General features: G+C 64.1%; 16 protein-coding genes. 12 read left to right on the forward strand and 4 right to left on the reverse strand.

What is annotated here, in order from left to right; genetic code table 11:
- Both HNP02_RS43165 and HNP02_RS33555 read left to right on the forward strand, forming a co-directional pair.
- Positions 1–102 (forward strand): hypothetical protein (locus HNP02_RS43165; RefSeq protein ID WP_255507280.1); only part of this gene is annotated, 102 nt, incomplete at its 5' end.
- A 246-nt stretch (positions 103–348) separates the two neighbouring features.
- A complete protein-coding gene (locus HNP02_RS33555; RefSeq protein ID WP_184444989.1) occupies positions 349–810 on the forward strand; it encodes a nuclear transport factor 2 family protein in 462 nt (153 codons plus the stop codon).
- Between the two features lie 86 nt (positions 811–896).
- Here the strand turns inward: HNP02_RS33555 and HNP02_RS33560 are convergent, their stop codons facing one another.
- Positions 897–1,823 carry a helix-turn-helix transcriptional regulator gene (locus tag HNP02_RS33560; protein ID WP_309241789.1) on the reverse strand — a complete coding sequence of 309 codons (927 nt, stop codon included), beginning with the start codon at positions 1,821–1,823 and terminating at the stop codon, positions 897–899.
- A gap of 128 nt (positions 1,824–1,951) precedes the next feature.
- Between HNP02_RS33560 and HNP02_RS33565 the strand changes: the two genes are divergently transcribed.
- A complete protein-coding gene (locus HNP02_RS33565) occupies positions 1,952–2,647 on the forward strand; it encodes an SDR family NAD(P)-dependent oxidoreductase (protein WP_184444991.1) in 696 nt (231 codons plus the stop codon).
- A gap of 211 nt (positions 2,648–2,858) precedes the next feature.
- On the opposite strand, the gene HNP02_RS33570 is transcribed toward HNP02_RS33565, so the two are convergent.
- The 3 genes from HNP02_RS33570 to HNP02_RS33580 are packed head-to-tail and all read right to left on the reverse strand — an operon-like array spanning position 2,859 to position 5,470.
- A complete protein-coding gene (locus tag HNP02_RS33570) occupies positions 2,859–3,740 on the reverse strand; it encodes an LLM class F420-dependent oxidoreductase (protein WP_184444992.1) in 882 nt (293 codons plus the stop codon).
- Between the two features lie 9 nt (positions 3,741–3,749).
- Entirely contained in the window at positions 3,750–4,625 is an 876-nt protein-coding gene (locus tag HNP02_RS33575) for a patatin-like phospholipase family protein (RefSeq protein WP_184444993.1), read from the reverse strand.
- The gene (locus HNP02_RS33580) at positions 4,622–5,470 is read right to left on the reverse strand and encodes a mycofactocin-coupled SDR family oxidoreductase (RefSeq protein WP_184444994.1); all 849 of its coding nucleotides are present in this window, start codon (positions 5,468–5,470) and stop codon (positions 4,622–4,624) included. Before HNP02_RS33580 ends, HNP02_RS33575 begins: the two co-directional genes overlap by 4 nt.
- A 627-nt stretch (positions 5,471–6,097) precedes the next feature.
- Here HNP02_RS33580 and HNP02_RS33585 point away from each other — a divergent pair.
- From HNP02_RS33585 to HNP02_RS33625, 9 genes are all read left to right on the forward strand, one after another.
- Positions 6,098–7,312 (forward strand): acyl-CoA dehydrogenase family protein, encoded by a 1,215-nt coding sequence (locus HNP02_RS33585; protein WP_309241790.1) that lies wholly within the window; start codon positions 6,098–6,100, stop codon positions 7,310–7,312.
- Between the two features lie 69 nt (positions 7,313–7,381).
- Positions 7,382–8,299 carry an alpha/beta hydrolase gene (locus HNP02_RS33590; protein ID WP_184444996.1) on the forward strand — a complete coding sequence of 306 codons (918 nt, stop codon included), beginning with the start codon at positions 7,382–7,384 and terminating at the stop codon, positions 8,297–8,299.
- Between the two features lie 9 nt (positions 8,300–8,308).
- A complete protein-coding gene (locus tag HNP02_RS33595; protein WP_184444997.1) occupies positions 8,309–9,931 on the forward strand; it encodes a fatty acyl-CoA synthetase in 1,623 nt (540 codons plus the stop codon).
- Positions 9,932–9,944: 13 nt separating this feature from the next.
- On the forward strand, positions 9,945–10,271 hold the full coding sequence (locus HNP02_RS33600) for an NIPSNAP family protein (protein WP_184444998.1): 327 nt from the start codon (positions 9,945–9,947) through the stop codon (positions 10,269–10,271).
- Positions 10,272–10,313: 42 nt separating this feature from the next.
- A complete protein-coding gene (locus HNP02_RS33605) occupies positions 10,314–11,357 on the forward strand; it encodes a phosphotransferase family protein (protein WP_184444999.1) in 1,044 nt (347 codons plus the stop codon).
- 29 nt (positions 11,358–11,386) lie between these two features.
- Complete coding sequence (locus HNP02_RS33610) at positions 11,387–12,613, forward strand: acyl-CoA dehydrogenase family protein (RefSeq protein ID WP_184445000.1); 1,227 nt, start codon at positions 11,387–11,389, stop codon at positions 12,611–12,613.
- Between the two features lie 204 nt (positions 12,614–12,817).
- Positions 12,818–13,603 carry an IclR family transcriptional regulator gene (locus tag HNP02_RS33615; RefSeq protein WP_184445001.1) on the forward strand — a complete coding sequence of 262 codons (786 nt, stop codon included), beginning with the start codon at positions 12,818–12,820 and terminating at the stop codon, positions 13,601–13,603.
- Between the two features lie 736 nt (positions 13,604–14,339).
- Positions 14,340–14,603 carry a hypothetical protein gene (locus HNP02_RS33620; RefSeq protein ID WP_184445002.1) on the forward strand — a complete coding sequence of 88 codons (264 nt, stop codon included), beginning with the start codon at positions 14,340–14,342 and terminating at the stop codon, positions 14,601–14,603.
- Positions 14,604–14,742: 139 nt separating this feature from the next.
- Complete coding sequence (locus HNP02_RS33625) at positions 14,743–15,006, forward strand: hypothetical protein (RefSeq protein ID WP_184445003.1); 264 nt, start codon at positions 14,743–14,745, stop codon at positions 15,004–15,006.
- Positions 15,007–15,008: the final 2 nt, after the last annotated feature.

Raw genomic sequence — 15,008 nt, forward strand, 5'->3', positions numbered from 1 at the left:
GGACTCAATCACCTGGTGTTCCACGACCCTCGCCACGATCAGCGGCGCTTCCTCGAACTCTTCAAGAACGATCTCGAGCCGAGGCTGCGCAAGCTGGACTGATGTCGCGTCGAAACCATCGCTCACTCCGCAGCGCGGTCGGCCGCCGCGACGGTGATGTCCGGCGCCTGGCCTCGATGGGCTTGCGATGAGCTGGGTAGCCAAGGCTTTGGTGGTCGACTGCTCTCGGACACGTACTTTCCGATCGTGCGGGAATCCTTGTGGTCGTGGGTGTTTCGGCCGCCAACGCCAACGATGCTCCGGTTCGAGTAGCTGGCGGCACCTATTTGTTTGAAGATCGGAGTATCAGTGACTGACCAACTGCAGAAATTGTTGGACCATCAAAGCATCACATCGCTGCCGCATATTTATTGTGATGCAGTTATTCGCAAGGACTACGAGTCGCTGGCGAACTTGTTCACCGAAGACGGCGAGTTCGTCGTTCCCGCCGCGGCTTTCGTCGGTGAGGACGAGGCGTCGAAGGGTGGGGAGGATCGGCGCTACAAGGGCCGCGAGACGCTCCTCGCGATGTACGGGGACGCCATCGGCGGCGGCATCATCCCGTTGCCGTCCGTGAGCGACATCGTTTACGAGGTGAACGGCGACGTGGCGGTCGGACGTTGCGTGTCCACCATCCGCTACGCCAACAACAAGGCGGCGTACTTCCTGGCCTTTTATGACGACGCCTATGCGCGGACGGCCGAAGGCTGGAAGTTCACCCGGCGCGTGGTGAGGATGATGTCCTTCGACCTCACCGAAAAAGGGGCGTGAATTCCCGTGGCGATCGATAATTCGCTGGCGGGTCGGACGGTCCTCATGACTTGTTCCACCACCAGCGTGCGGTCGTGTACATAATCTCAGCCGATATCAGCGACCAGCGTAGTCAGCCGCTCCAGGGTGCGAGGGTCCGCCGGGAGTAGCACCTGCAATCGAGTTGTGGAGCTGGGTGCGACCCAAGTGTTGGAGATTGTGAAGGTCATCCGGCCCACAATCGGGTTGTCGATCTGGCGCAGTCCGGCAGCGTTGACCTCGCGGACCGAATGCCGGTCCCACAGTTCGGCGAATTCCGGCGATACCGCGCGCAGCCGTGCCACGAGCGCCTTCCAGCGGCCGTCGTCGTCGTGCTGGGCCATCGCGACGCGCAGGTTCGCGACCTGGCGTGCCGCGACGTGCTCCCAGTCCACGATGTGCTCGCGCCAGCGAGGCTCGGAGAAGTTGAGCCACAGGCAGTTGCGCTGCGCGATCGGCACCTCGTCGAGATCGGTGATCAGCAAACGCATCGCACTGTTGTAGGCGATCAGGTCGAAGTTGCCGTTTTGGATACAAGCCGGATACGGGTCGAGCTTGTCCAGCACGGCGCGCAACTCGTCGCTGACGGCATGGCATTCCTCGGCGACGGGGTCATTCGCAGCGCCGGCCAGCCGGTAGAGGTGGCGGCGCTCATCGCGGTCGAGTCGCATCGTGCGAGCGAGCGCGTCGAGGACCTGGGTCGAGGGGTTCACATCACGGGCCTGCTCCAAGGCCGTGTACCAGGTGACACTCATCGCGGCGAGCAGTGCGACCTCTTCCCTGCGCAGACCCGGAGTGCGCCGCCGAGCGTTGGTCACGATACCGAGCTCACTCGGCGAAATACGCTCGCGCCGGGTACGCAGAAAGACAGCCAACTCTCGCCGCCGGACCGCCGCACTGTCCGGACGTTGTCGAACGCTGACGCTTTCGGAACCAGTGGATAGTTCGATCGCAGGCGACTCCTCGCGCCGAACAACGGAATGCACAGCCATCATCTACCTTCCCGGTCGAGCCACCGCCAGCTAGAAGCTGCAACTAGCACAATCAGTGACTTGATACCCGACTCCAGGGCCCAAAGCATTGGATTACTACCTTGTTCACTTCGCTTCGAAGGACCCCCACCATGTCCACTGGAACGCCACCCGCACCGCACGCCGCGGATGAACGCCACCTCCTCGTGATCGGTGCCGGCCCCGGCATCGGCGCCGCCACCGCTCGCCGCTTCGCCCGCGACGGCTACCGGGTGACTCTGGCTGCTCGGAACCGTGACAAGCTCAAGGAGCTCGCCGCTGACCTGCGTCTGACCGGGGCCGAGGTGGCCTTGGTGCGCGTCGACGCGGCTGACCCAGAGCAGCTGCGCGAGGCGTTGGGCTCGCTCTATTCGGCCCCGAACCCGCCCGGCGTCGTCCTCTACAACGTTGGCCAGATTGTGTTCGATGATCTGCTGTCGACCACTTCCGAGGATTTGCAGGGCGCGAACACCATGAATGTCGTCTCTGGGGTAGTGACGGCCCAGGTCGCGGTGCCGGCCATGCGAGCTGCCGGCGGCGGCACGCTGATGTTCACCGGCGGTGGACTGGCCGACCAGCCAGAGCCGAACCTGGCCACGTTGTCGTTGGGGAAGCTGGGGCTGCGTGGGGTCGCGAACATGCTGGGCGCCCAGTTGTCCGACGACGGAATTCGGGTCGTCACCATCACGGTCGGTGGGGCGGTCGAGCCGGGTACCCCATTCGCCCCGGAGCACATCGCCGAGCGGTACCGAGAACTGGTCTCCGTCGCCAAGCCGGGCTACAGCGAGCTGCCCTTCAACGGGGCCTGAGCCGCGACGTTTTAGGCGATCCGCATCCGTAGTCCAAACAGTTCGGCGCAACGCACTTCTCGCAGTCCGATTCACTGGCTTCTCATCGCGGGGCACACCAGGTCCTACTTTGAACGTCGCCAGATATGTCAATTACTCTGCGCGGCAATAGACATCGTCGATTCTCCTCAGAGGCGGTGCGGCGCATGAGGGCCGCGCCTCCTCCTGGCCCCTATGCGCCGCCGCCACTCGGCTCGGTGAGCGCGGGCGCGATCTCCGAGAGCACCTTCAGGTGCTCGTCGACGCCGGCGAGCCCGGCGCCCATCGTGTCCACGGCGGCGTGGGTCGCACCGACCGTGCGCCAGCTCTCGGCAAGAGCGACGAACCCGTTCAACTCGCCTGCCCAATTCAGCCTTGGCTCCAAGCCGATTGTGGCGGGATCGCGCCCGGCCTCGGTCGCGGCTTGCGCGACAACCCGCGCGGCCGTCTCGAACTCCGCGTCCGGGCTACTCATCTGGGGGAACCACCCGTTAGCCAGCCGGCCCATTCGCCGGTAGGCAGCAGTCGAACGGCCTCCAATCCAGACAGGGATCGGACGTTGCACCGGCAGCGGCGCGATCCCGGCCCCGATCAGGGTGTCGGTGGCGCCGCGGTGCGAGACGCTGGGTTCGGTCCACAACCGCCGGAGCAGCCCGATCTGTTCGTCGAGGCTGCGCCCCCGGCTTTCGAAGTCCTTCCCCAGGCCCTCGTACTCAACGCGGTTCCAGCCAACGCCGACCCCGAGACGCAGTCGGCCTCGGGAGAGCAGGTCTACCTCGGCCGCCTGCTTCGCGACCAACGCGGTCTGCCGCTGGGGCAGGACTAGCACACTCGTCACCAGCTCCAGACCCGTCAAAGCCGCAAGGTGCCCGAAGAGGACGAACGGCTCGTGGAATGTCGTGGTGGCGGTATAGCGGTGGGTCCAATCTCGGTGCACTGCGGGATCCGCCCCGAGCACGTGGTCGTAGGCGATGAGGTGCCGGAAGCCCAGGTCGTCGACGCCCTGAGCGTAGGCCTGAACCGCCCCCACGTCGCCGCCGAACTCAGTCTGCGGGAAGACCACACCGATCTGCATTGCGAACACTCACCTCTCAACGGAGCGGCGGGGCCCCAATTTCCAGAAGGCGGCGACGTCGATGGCGATGTCGCCGGACTGGGCGCGCCCGGCCGCCACCATGGCATGCCGTGTCGATGGGTCCAAGGGGTTGCTGCCCATCGCACGCCGGCAGCGCTCGTCCATCCGCACCAGCAGGACCTCTGCCGACTCCTGCAGCTCTGCCAGCTCGCGTTCGAGGACGGCAGCTATTCGTCCGGTGGGCTCCAGCGGCAGGATGACAAGCACCCTGCCCCACCCTGCGGCGAAATCGGCATTCGTATACGAGCGCGCTCCACCATCGATATAGCGGTCGCCGGCTATCGTGACCGGCGGCCATACACCCGGTACCGCGCAGCTCGCAGCGACAGCATCGGCGAGCGGGACACCGGACGCACGGTCGAACACCGCAGGCATGCCGTCTTGTGCGTTCACGGCGACGATTCGCAGCGGCACGCTTGGCCATTCATGCACTGGTAGCCGCGCCGCGATGATCGCCAACCGGTCCACTTCCGACACGGTCCGCGCCGTCAGCGCCATCCGGCCCAGCCGGGCGGCGGCGTCGATCTCATCGACGGCCCCGGCCTCGACCTCTGCGAGGAACCGCCTGCGATCGGCCAGGTCATAGGCCATCGGCCGCTCGACCGAGTCGGGCGAGCCGAATCGCTCGAGCAGCTGTTTCCAGGGCAGTCCGCTAGTTATTTGCGCCGCCACGGTCGCCCCGGCAGACGTGCCGACGAAGAGACCCGCGTCGAGCCGCACGTCCAACCTGGACTCGGCCAGCCCAGACAGCAGCCCGAGTTGCCAGCCGATCCCGGCCACGCCGCCGCCGCCGAGGACGACGGCGCGGTCCCGGGCGGACGTCACCGGTTGATGAACCCAGCGTCGACGGGAAGGGTCACGCCCGTCACATATCGGGCCGCGTCGGAGACCAGCCAGACGATCGCGTTCGAGACGTCCACCGCCTCGATCACCTCGACCGGCATCGGGTTGCCGAGGCTGTGGCGCATCGCATCACCCGGGGGCAGCTTGTCCAGTACTTTCTCGGTGAACTCTGCGTACTCGGCGGGGAACTCCGCCAGCATTGGGGTATCGACGCCTGTGGGGTGCACCGTGTTGACCCTGATCCGTTCCGGTGCAAGCAGGTTCGCGTACTTGCGCATGAGGCCTACGACGCCGTGCTTGGCCGCGGCGTAGCCGAGTGTCCCTGCGCCGGCGCCGGTTACCGCACCCTTGAGACCGGCGATCGAACTGGTGATCACGATCGACCCTCCCTGACCCTGCCGTTGCAGCACGGGCAGCCCAGCCTCCACGGTGTGCCAGGCGCCGATCAGGTTGATGTCGATCTGATCGCGGAATGTCGCAGCCGAATCCGCTTCGTCGTACTTGCCGATCAGGATGCCGGCGTTGGCGATGATCGTGTCGAGCCGGCCGAACCGTTCGACACCGGCGGCTACCGCGTCTTTCAAAGCATCGAGGTCGCGTACGTCCGCCCTGCGGGCGAGCATCCGGCGCCCGGTCGCGGCAACTAGTCGCTCGGTCTCCTCCAGGTCGGCCACGGTCGACATCTTGTAACGGACTGTCGGGACCTGGTCACACAGGTCGACACCGATGATGTCGGCGCCCTCCTCAGCGAGGCGGACGGCATGGGACCTGCCCTGGCCGCGTGCCGCCCCAGTGATGAAGGCGACCTTTCCGTCGAGTGAACCCATCTGGCTCGCACCACCCTTCGCGTCTGTGCGTTTAGTTGATCGGCGCCGCCGCCACTTCATTCCAGCCTCATGAGTAGGCATCGGTGTCCGGGTTGCGATGGGGCGAACCGTGCAGCACAAATACGGCTCCATGTCCGACCGATCGCTCGCTCGGTAAGTATCGACGGAGGCTTGGTGAGCTGTCAAGTGCCTTCGTCGAACGGGCATCCACGGGCATCCACGGACAACGGGGGAGCGCCAGGGAGTGGGACGACCGCTTCGGGGCCCTGCGCGGGGTCGCCGTCCCTGCCCGCAATTGTTAATCGCCTGGTGGTGGACGTGACCTGCACGCGCTCTGGCGGAAATGTGTATGGGTGAACTGGTCGTGGGCCTCCTCCGATCATGGAATTCGGCAGTTGCGGCCCTGCTCGAACCGACCAATGGCTGCGGCATTCTCGTCCTGGAAGAACCGCTGGGCCCCTGTCCGCAACGTGATTCGAACGTGTGCGATGGCATTCCCCTCGGTGTGCGAACAGCAGGGTGTGGACATCGCCGTTTGAGTCCGATAACATTCGTACCGAGCGAGCGATCGGTCGGCATCGTAACAACAATGAGGTGCGCGCGATGACGCATGGAAGGAGAACTCGGGTGGTCAAGACTAGGACCGACGTGATCTCACCAGAAGGCGGTGATGCGTCGTCGCGCACCGCTTGGTCAGCCCCTGCGGACTACCTCGAAAGGGCGGTCAAGGTCGCAGATCTCGTCGAACGTGAAGCTGACGAGACTGAGCGTGCAGGCACATTGACCCAACCCGTCATCGATGCACTCGTCGAGTCCAATTTGTTCTGGATTCTGTTGCCTTCGGACCTGGGCGGCGGCGGGCAAGGGGTTGTGCCGTTTCTCGAGGTTGTGGAGGAGCTGACACGGGCTGACGCCTCGTCGGGGTGGTCCTACATGGCCAACGCCGGGAGCGTCGGAGTTGCGGCTGGATTCTTGCAACCCGAGGCCACCCGCGAGATGTTCGGCGGCCCAAGCAAGGCGATCACCGCCGGCCAACTTGGCCCAATTGGGCGCGGAACCGAGACCGAGGATGGGTACCGCTTCAGCGGCAATTACCAGTTCGGCAGCGGGTCAGCTCACGCCACCTGGATCGGCGGCGGTTTTCTGGTTGAGGAAGCCGGCAGCATCCAAATCGGTGCGGACGGCACGCCTGACGCTCGAATTGCCTTCCTGCCCCGGGACCGCGCGACCTTCCTCGGGAACTGGGATGTGACAGGGCTGGTTGGTACCGGCAGCCACGACTACAGAATTGACGACCAACCCGTCCCGAGGGAATTCACCTACCCCCGGACTGGAGCCGCGCCAGTCCGAGGAGAGCCGGTCTTCGCCCTTGGTCACGTGAGCCTCGGAATCGCCGGGCATGCCGCGGTAGCACTCGGCTTGATGAAGAGCGCGCTCGGCGAGGTTGCTCGAATCACCGACGGGAAGAAGAGGGTCGGTTATCCCGGCCCGGTCGGGGAACATCCACTCTTCCTGCAGGGGCTCGCGAAGCACGACGCGATGTACCGATCCGCGCGAGGCTACGTGCTGGACGTGTTCGGTGACGCAGAAGCGAAGGCAGCTACGGGTCGGCAGGTCACATCGCTCGAGCACGCCCGAATCCGGCAGGCCTCGACGTGGGTGCACGACATCGCAAGCGAGGTCGTCGGATTCTGTCGTCTTTGGGGCGGCACGCAGGCCTTTCGTAACCCCACGCGACTTGGACGAGTCATTCGCGATCTCGCCGTCGCCACGCAACACGTCCTTGTCGATCCCGTGACGCTGGTAGACGCAGGCGCCGTCATCGTCGGCACCTGGCGCTGAATCCGTCTCGACACCAGATTTCCGGCTGATTCGATCTCGCACTATCGAGTACAGATGAGGTGAGTTGGTATGCATCCCCAAGCTCGTGCGTTCCTGGACGGTCCAGCACGCGCAACCCGTTTCCCGACCATCGAAGAACTGCAGGATCCAGGCCGTCGGCAGCAGTACCTGGACAGCGTACGTGGCTCGGCAAGCTTGCCGCACAACCCAATTCCGGTTCGGCAGGTAGACGAGGACACCGCCTTCAACGTTCCGGTACGGGTCTATCACGGCAGCGAGCCGAGTGTCGTGGTCGTCTATATGCACGGCGGAGGATGGATTCTCGGCGATCTGAACATGCACGACGCAGTCTGCCGATATCTGGCGCGCCATGTGCCTGCGGTGGTCGTGAACGTCGACTACCGACTTGCACCCGAGACGCCATACCCAGGCGCACTCGACGACGTCTCGAGTGCGCTTCGTTGGGCTTCAGAGCGCGCCAGCAGATGGGGGGTGTCTCCCGAACGGCTGGTCATCGCGGGAAGCAGCGCGGGTGGCAATCTTGCTACCGCGGCCGCCTTGCGGGCGCGCGACGACCACGGGCCCTCGCTTGCCGGCCAGGTCCTGATATACCCCGTGACCGATCACACCACGGAAACAGAGTCCTACCGACAGTTCGGCAACGGCGACTACTACCTTTCCGCTGACCAAATGATCTGGTCTTGGCAGCAGTATGTACCCGACGCCTCCCGGCGCAACGAACCATACGTGTCGCCACTCCGCGGGGAGGACCTCACCGGCCTTCCCCCAACGTTCGTCTTGACCGCTGAGTACGACCCGCTGCGAGACGAAGGCGAACAGTACGCGGCTCGGCTCGAACAGGCCGGGGTTCCCGTCAGCACTGTCCGGTTCCCGGGGCAGATCCACGGGTTCGTCGGCCGCGCCGACGTCTTCGACGACGCTGAGCAGGCGCTGTCACTCGTCGCCGACGCTATTCGGATGCTGTAGGCCAAGGTTATGAATACAGATGTAGGCAGCGACCGATATGCAGTGTCGAGTAACGCGATCACTCGAAGTCGATCGCAGACGCTCGGCGACATCCCGCGGCGCTCCGCGCGCAGGTTCGCCTCACGCACAGCAGTCATCGACGGGGATACATCGCTGACCTTCGCCGAGTTCGACGCAACGGTGGACCGAGTCGCGGCAGCCCTTTCGGACGCGGGACTGACCAAGGGTGATCGCTTGGCCCTTTTGTCGCACAACTGCTGGCAATACCCGGTTCTCGTCTTTGCCGCGGCCAGAATCGGCGTCATTCTCGTGCCGGTGAACTTCATGCTTGGGCCGGAGGAAGTCGCCTACATTCTCGACCACTCCGGTGCTGTCGCGATAGTCGCCGAAGCCGCTCTCGTCCGTGTGGCGACCGAAGCCATCCGTAGCTCAGTCGGCACGTTCCCGATCCGTGCCGAAATTCGACTGGACGGCGCACCCGCCCACGACGGATGGATTGACGTCGAGACTTGGCTTTCCTACGAAAGCTCGCCGCCCGATGTCGAAATTGACGACGAGGACCCGCTGCGAATCATGTACACGTCCGGTACTGAGTCGAGGCCCAAGGGAGCCTTGCTCAGCAGCCGCTCTTTGATGTGGCAGTACGTCAGCTGCATCGCGGCGGGAGAGATGTCCGAGCGCGACATCGAGGTCCATGCGATGCCGCTGTACCACTGCGCCCAGTTGGACAACTTCCTGATCACCGATCTGTACTTGGGTGCGACGAGCGTCATCCTGCGCCGACCGGACCCGGTTCTGATCCTGCGCGCCATCGAGCGCGAAAAGGCGACCAACCTGTTCTGTCCCCCGACGGTATGGATCGACTTACTAAGAAACCCGGAGCTCGTCGAACGAGACGTGTCATCGCTCAGCAAGGGGTACTACGGCGCTGCGGCAATGCCGGCCGAGGTCCTGCGCGACATACGTGCACAGTTCCCGAACCTGCGCCTGTGGAACTTCTACGGCCAGACCGAGATGGCGTCGCTGGCGACAGCTTTGCAGCCGGACGAGCAGGACGAGTTCGCGGGTTCGGCCGGGCGCCCTGCACTCAATGTCGAGACCCGGATCGTCGATCCGGACGGGAACGAGGTCCCGGTCGGCACGGTTGGTGAGATCGTTCACCGCAGCCCCCAGCTCATCCTCGGCTATTACCGCAACTCCGAGCAGACCGCCGACGCCTTTCAGGATGGCTGGTTTCATAGCGGCGATCTCGGCAGGTTCGACGATGGGGGTCGTCTCTACGTGGTCGACCGGCGGAAGGACATGATCAAGTCGGGTGGCGAGAATGTCTCCGGCCGCGAGGTGGAGGAGGTTCTCTACGAGCACGACGCGGTGTCCGAGGCCGCGGTATTCGGGGTGCGGGATCCGCGGTGGGTCGAAGCCGTTGCCGCCGCGGTCATACTCCAAGCCGAGCACACGGTGACCGCTAAGGAACTGATCGCGCATTGTCGCGCGCGACTCGCGGGCTTCAAGGTGCCGAAGTACGTGGTTCTCACCGAATCCTTGCCGAAGAACCCGAGCGGCAAAATCCTGAAACGAGAATTGCGCACCATATATGCCGGCCTTGCTTCGTCCAGTCTCAACTCAACCTAGGAAAGGTCAAGACATGATCTACGAACTTCGTGAATACACCGTCATCCCCGGACGAATGCCCGAATTGGTAAAACGATTCAACGAATACACGTTGCGGCTATTCAAGAAACACGACATTGACTGCGTGTTCTGCACGCTGACCGCCATCGGCGAGAACAGTCACAATGAGCTCATCTACGTCGTACGGTTCGAGTCCAGTGCGGACCGAGATGAGAAGTGGACGACATTCGTCGCCGACCCGGAATGGGTGGAGGCGCTCGAGCTGAGCGAGAAGGCCGCCGGCGGACCGTTGGTCTCAAGCATTCGTAATCGAATTCTGAGTTCAGCGGCATTTGAGTAATCACCGGAAAATGATTAACGGCCCGGAATGGGGGATCCAGAGATGACAGAAATTCAGAACGACCGGGCACTCGACATCTACGCGCTTACGCCTTTCTTGGAGGACGCAGTAGGTGGGCTAAACGGGCCGCCGCGGGCGCAGCTGCTGTCGGGTGGCCGGTCGAACCCCACCTACATCGTCGGCGACGGCGTCCGCGAATGGGTGCTCCGACGGCCGCCGCACGGGCTGGTCCTGGCCTCGGCCCACGACATGGGGCGCGAGGTGCGTGTGCTGCGGGCGTTGCATGGCACGGCTGTCCCGGTTCCCGCAGTCATTGCGCATGATCTCGCCGGGGTGGTGCTTGGTGTGCCGTTCTACGTAATGGAACGGGTGGAGGGCGAGGTCATCGGAACCGTCGCCGATGCCGCACGACTCGCCCCCGAACAGCGGCGCCGCCTAGGGGAGGCGATGGTCGATGTCCTAGCCGCCCTACACACGGTCGACGTCGACCAGGTCGGGCTCAGCGACTGGGGCAAACCCACTGGCTTCCTCGAACGGCAACTGCTCGTGTGGCGCCGCCAGTGGGACGCGGTCCGCACGAGGGACCGCCCCGAGTTCTCCGACGTGCTCGACCGGCTGTCCCGGTCGGTCCCACCCACCCGACGGACGGGCGTGGTGCACGGCGACTTCAAGCTCGACAACATGCTCGTGGACGCCGCGGACCCGGGAATCATCCGCGGTGTCCTGGACTGGGAGATGTCCACCCGCGGCGACGTCCTGGCCGATCTTGGTGTCCTGATCAGCTTCTGGGACGAACCGGGCGGTGCGGTAAATCCGATAACCGACGGCCTGACCGCGCTCCCGGGTTTTCCGTCCCGCGCCGAGCTGGTCGAGCGCTACGCCGTCCTCACCGGCACCGATGTCGAGCGACTCGACTGGTACGCAGTCCTTGCCGACCTCAAGATCGCCGTCATCCTCGAGCAGATCCACGCAAGGCACGAACAGGGACACACCGTCGGCAGCGGCTTCGACGACGTCGGCGCGATGGTGGACCCCCTCCTCCGACGCGCGGTCGCGCGGGCCGATACCGCCCGGATCGGTCGCTGACCCCCCACACACGTCTCCTCGGAGGATCGATGGATTTCGCGTACAGCCCGAAAGTGGAGGATCTCCGCTCCCGCTTGGTCGAGTTCGTGCAGAACTACGTGCTGCCAGCCGAACAGGTCGCCGCGACGTACCACGATCAGCACGCGGAGCGCTGGGGGGCGCCGCCCGTAATGGCAGAACTCAAGGCGGAGGCCCGGCGCCTGGGGCTATGGAACCTTGCGTTGCCGGCAGACTCCCGCGGCGCTGGTTTGACCAATGTGGAGTACGCGCCGCTAGCGGAGATCACCGGGTGGAGTCCATTGATCGCCCCAGAAGCACTCAACTGCTCGTCCCCGGACACCGGCAACATGGAGATCCTGTCGCGCTTCGGCACCGCCGACCAACAGCACCGCTGGCTGGAACCCCTGCTCGAGGGGGAGATCCGGTCGATCTTCTCCATGACGGAGCCTGCGGTCGCCAGCTCCGATGCCAACAACGTTCGACTGGAGATCAGCGAGGACGACGACGAGTGGGTGCTCAATGGCCGGAAATGGTGGTCGACGTCGGCCCTACGGCCCGACTGCGCGGTAGCGATGGTCATGGGGGTTACTGATCCCGACGCCCCGGTCGGCCGCCGCCACAGCCTCGTCCTGGTCCCGACCGGAACGCCAGGCATGACTGTGCTGCGCTCCACCCGGGTGCTTGGGTTTGACGACCGGCAGGAGGGCGGTCACGGCGAGATCGACTTCGTCGACGTCCGAGTCCCGAAGGACAGCCTGCTTGGCGAGCGGGGTGCTGGTTTCAGCGTCGCTCAGGCGCGACTCGGCCCCGGGCGTATCCACCATTGCATGCGGTTGATCGGTATGGGGGAGAGGGCAATCGCGGCAATGACGGCGCGCGCCCATGAACGGGTGACGTGGGGTGTCCCGCTCGCGGACCAGGGGGTCGTGCAGCAGTACGTCGCGGACGCCAGGGTCGAGCTCGACGCCGCACGCCTGCTGGTGCTGCGCGCCGCATGGCGGATGGACCGGGACGGAAACAAGGAAGCGCGGCACGACATCGCCGCGGCGAAGGTCAAGGTCCCCTTGACGGTGAAGAAGGTCGTCGACGTCGCCATTCAGGTGCACGGCGCGGCGGGCCTGTCGCAGGACACGATGCTCCCGGTGCTCTACGCGCAGGCGCGGTTCCTCCAGATCGCCGACGGCCCCGACGAGGTGCACCGGCGTTCGATCGCCCGCCACGAGCTATCGGTCGACCCGCTGTTCAAGGGCACCTGAGATGGGCAGGCTATGGCCGAGTGTGACAGCTCAACGGCTGATCGAACTGACACCGCGAGGCGTATGTCGGTGGCCGGCGAACCTCGGGGCTGCTGCCGACGACATCGTTCGGGCGTCCGCGGCGGGAGCGCCCTCGCGGGAGTCGAAATCGGGCCTATATCGCGAGAAACACGCGAAGCCTGCCCGTCCCGAAAGGCTGGGGACGTGCTGAACACAATCGACCGCACGGGCAAAGTGCTCAATCTCTTCACGGCGGAGACACCAGAGTGGGGTGTCACGGAGATGGCGATGGCACTGGGGTTGCCAACGTCAACCACCTTCGCCATCGTGGCCAGCCTGGCCGAAATCGGCCTGCTGCAACAAACTTCAGATCACCGATATCGACTCGGATGGCGAGTGCTGGTGATTAGTCGTCGACTGATGAGCTCCACTTGCTTCAATGCTCAAACTCACCGCACCGTCGCCGAAGTCGCCAACCAACTGGGCGCCGTCGTCACGATCGGCGCGTGGGATGGCCAGGGTGTTGTCTGCATTGCCAATGCGTCAGGAAACCGCACCGAGCAAGTCCTCGCCGATGGAGCTCACCTCTCAGGCCACGCATCGGCGCTCGGGAAGCTGCTGATGGCACAACTCCCTTGGCCGAAGGTGCAAGAACGGATCGACCGATACGGCTTGCCGGCTCTGACGGAGAATTCGGTATCCGAAGTCAGTATCCTTCGTGCGCAGCTCATCTCAGCTCGACGCGACGACATTGCCGTGGAACATGGTGAGACCGTTCTCGGGCAGTCGTGTGTTGCCGTGGGCATTTACCAGCGCGAGCGCCACGCGATTGCTGCGTTGTCGATCTGCGCGCCGTCGGAGAAAATGCGATCCCGCTGTGAAGAGTACGTGCGGGTCGCCCGGCGAACTACACGTACGTTGATACAGCAGGGCATTTCAGCACAAGTGCCTCCGTCCACGGACGAGATGGAGGAGAGGCGTCGCGTATAGGGGATACTTACCAGACGGAACGATTGGTGCGGAGCTAGATGCTCGCAGTCCACCTCGTTGGCTGGAGCCGCGGACACCGCGCTCAGCGCATAGGTCCGCTGGCGTCGACACGTATCCGCCAGTGCGGCAGCGACATGCACTGAGAACCCGCTCGGCTCCGCCATCTCCTTCAGGCTCCCCGCCCCGGCGTGGGACACGACACCGTGCGCGTCCGCGACACTGACCCCCGGGCAGCCGCGATGTATTGATCACCTGCGAAAGTGCCTTCCTGCAGGCGTTGTGGAAGCTATCGCATGGGTCCATCCCATCGCGAATCCCATGACACGGGGGAGAATTGACGCCCGCATCGGTTGTACACATCGATGAAGGCCGCGATACGTGGCTGGTACACCCGCTTTGAGCCAGCCGGACCGAGGGCGTGGCCTAGGTCAATCCCTATGCTGCGCAGCGCAAACCAGCTCCTCTGGCTTGCCCCAACACTGGCCAGCATCCGACTGACGTAATGGCGCGCAACGCGAGACCGTTGCGCAACTGCGGAATCATCAACTCCCGCCAGCATATCTCGTTGTCGACCCGGACTCGGATGAGCAATCCTGAAAAGCCCACTGGGGATGCAGCTTCCCGAATACCCGCACAGCTAGTGACTTGTGCCACCTGTAACAGTCATTGTGATAGCCATCACCTCATCCTGACGGTGATCGATAGCGCGAGAACCCCTTCGAGCAGGAGACCACAGATGGATCACACGAACTTCCACCATCTTGGCGGCAACTTTAAGAGCCTTGCAGCCATTGTCGGCATTGCCGGCATCGTCACGATGGGTGCGATAAGTGTTGCCGGCCCAACCAGTTCCGTGGGCACTGACTCAGATAACTGGATGGCAGAAAGTAACCTCACGCTCGCTCCGAAGGTACGCGAGCAGCCCTCTTTCGATCCGCAGGTCATCGTCGACAAATGCAGCATGGCCACATTGCATATGCGAATGCACCACAACTGCTGATCGGGGCGTCCCGCACCCTGGATTGTTCAGAGCAGCGGATCGTCGGTAACCATCGCGCCCACCAAACGCGACTGTGTGTCGCGTACTGGGGCAATGACAGTCTGCGCACAATGCGCAGACGCAATGAAGGAGGAAACTGATGGACAACAATAATATTCACCGTTTTCGTAGCAAGTTGAAGGCGTCTGCGGCAACGGTCGGTGTCGGGGTTTTCATCACGATGGGCGTGGTCACCCTGACCAACCAGACCACTTCGGTCGGCACGAACTCGGACAATTGGAAGGCAGACTCGACTCTCACGATCACGTCACCGCCACCGCTGGCTTCCGTCGCTCCGACCATCAAATCCGCGTATTGCCAAGACCACTCACCGCACGCTTGGGCCGACGGCTGCCCGTACTAGGC

Origin of the sequence: Mycobacterium sp. AZCC_0083 (assembly GCF_014202335.1) — a bacterium.
In the GTDB taxonomy this organism is placed as follows: Bacteria; Actinomycetota; Actinomycetes; order Mycobacteriales; family Mycobacteriaceae; genus Mycobacterium.

Excerpts from the sequence above, each read along its gene's own strand:
- HNP02_RS33565 (WP_184444991.1), top strand. The coding sequence starts at position 1,952 with ATGTCCACTGGAACGCCACCCGCACCGCACGCCGCGGATGAACGCCAC.
- HNP02_RS33600 (WP_184444998.1), top strand. The coding sequence starts at position 9,945 with ATGATCTACGAACTTCGTGAATACACCGTCATCCCCGGACGAATGCCC.
- HNP02_RS33580 (WP_184444994.1), bottom strand. The coding sequence starts at position 5,470 with ATGGGTTCACTCGACGGAAAGGTCGCCTTCATCACTGGGGCGGCACGC.
- HNP02_RS33625 (WP_184445003.1), top strand. The coding sequence starts at position 14,743 with ATGGACAACAATAATATTCACCGTTTTCGTAGCAAGTTGAAGGCGTCT.
- HNP02_RS33620 (WP_184445002.1), top strand. The coding sequence starts at position 14,340 with ATGGATCACACGAACTTCCACCATCTTGGCGGCAACTTTAAGAGCCTT.
- HNP02_RS33570 (WP_184444992.1), bottom strand. The coding sequence starts at position 3,740 with ATGCAGATCGGTGTGGTCTTCCCGCAGACTGAGTTCGGCGGCGACGTG.
- HNP02_RS33605 (WP_184444999.1), top strand. The coding sequence starts at position 10,314 with ATGACAGAAATTCAGAACGACCGGGCACTCGACATCTACGCGCTTACG.
- HNP02_RS33560 (WP_309241789.1), bottom strand. The coding sequence starts at position 1,823 with ATGATGGCTGTGCATTCCGTTGTTCGGCGCGAGGAGTCGCCTGCGATC.
- HNP02_RS33590 (WP_184444996.1), top strand. The coding sequence starts at position 7,382 with ATGCATCCCCAAGCTCGTGCGTTCCTGGACGGTCCAGCACGCGCAACC.
- HNP02_RS33595 (WP_184444997.1), top strand. The coding sequence starts at position 8,309 with ATGAATACAGATGTAGGCAGCGACCGATATGCAGTGTCGAGTAACGCG.
- HNP02_RS33610 (WP_184445000.1), top strand. The coding sequence starts at position 11,387 with ATGGATTTCGCGTACAGCCCGAAAGTGGAGGATCTCCGCTCCCGCTTG.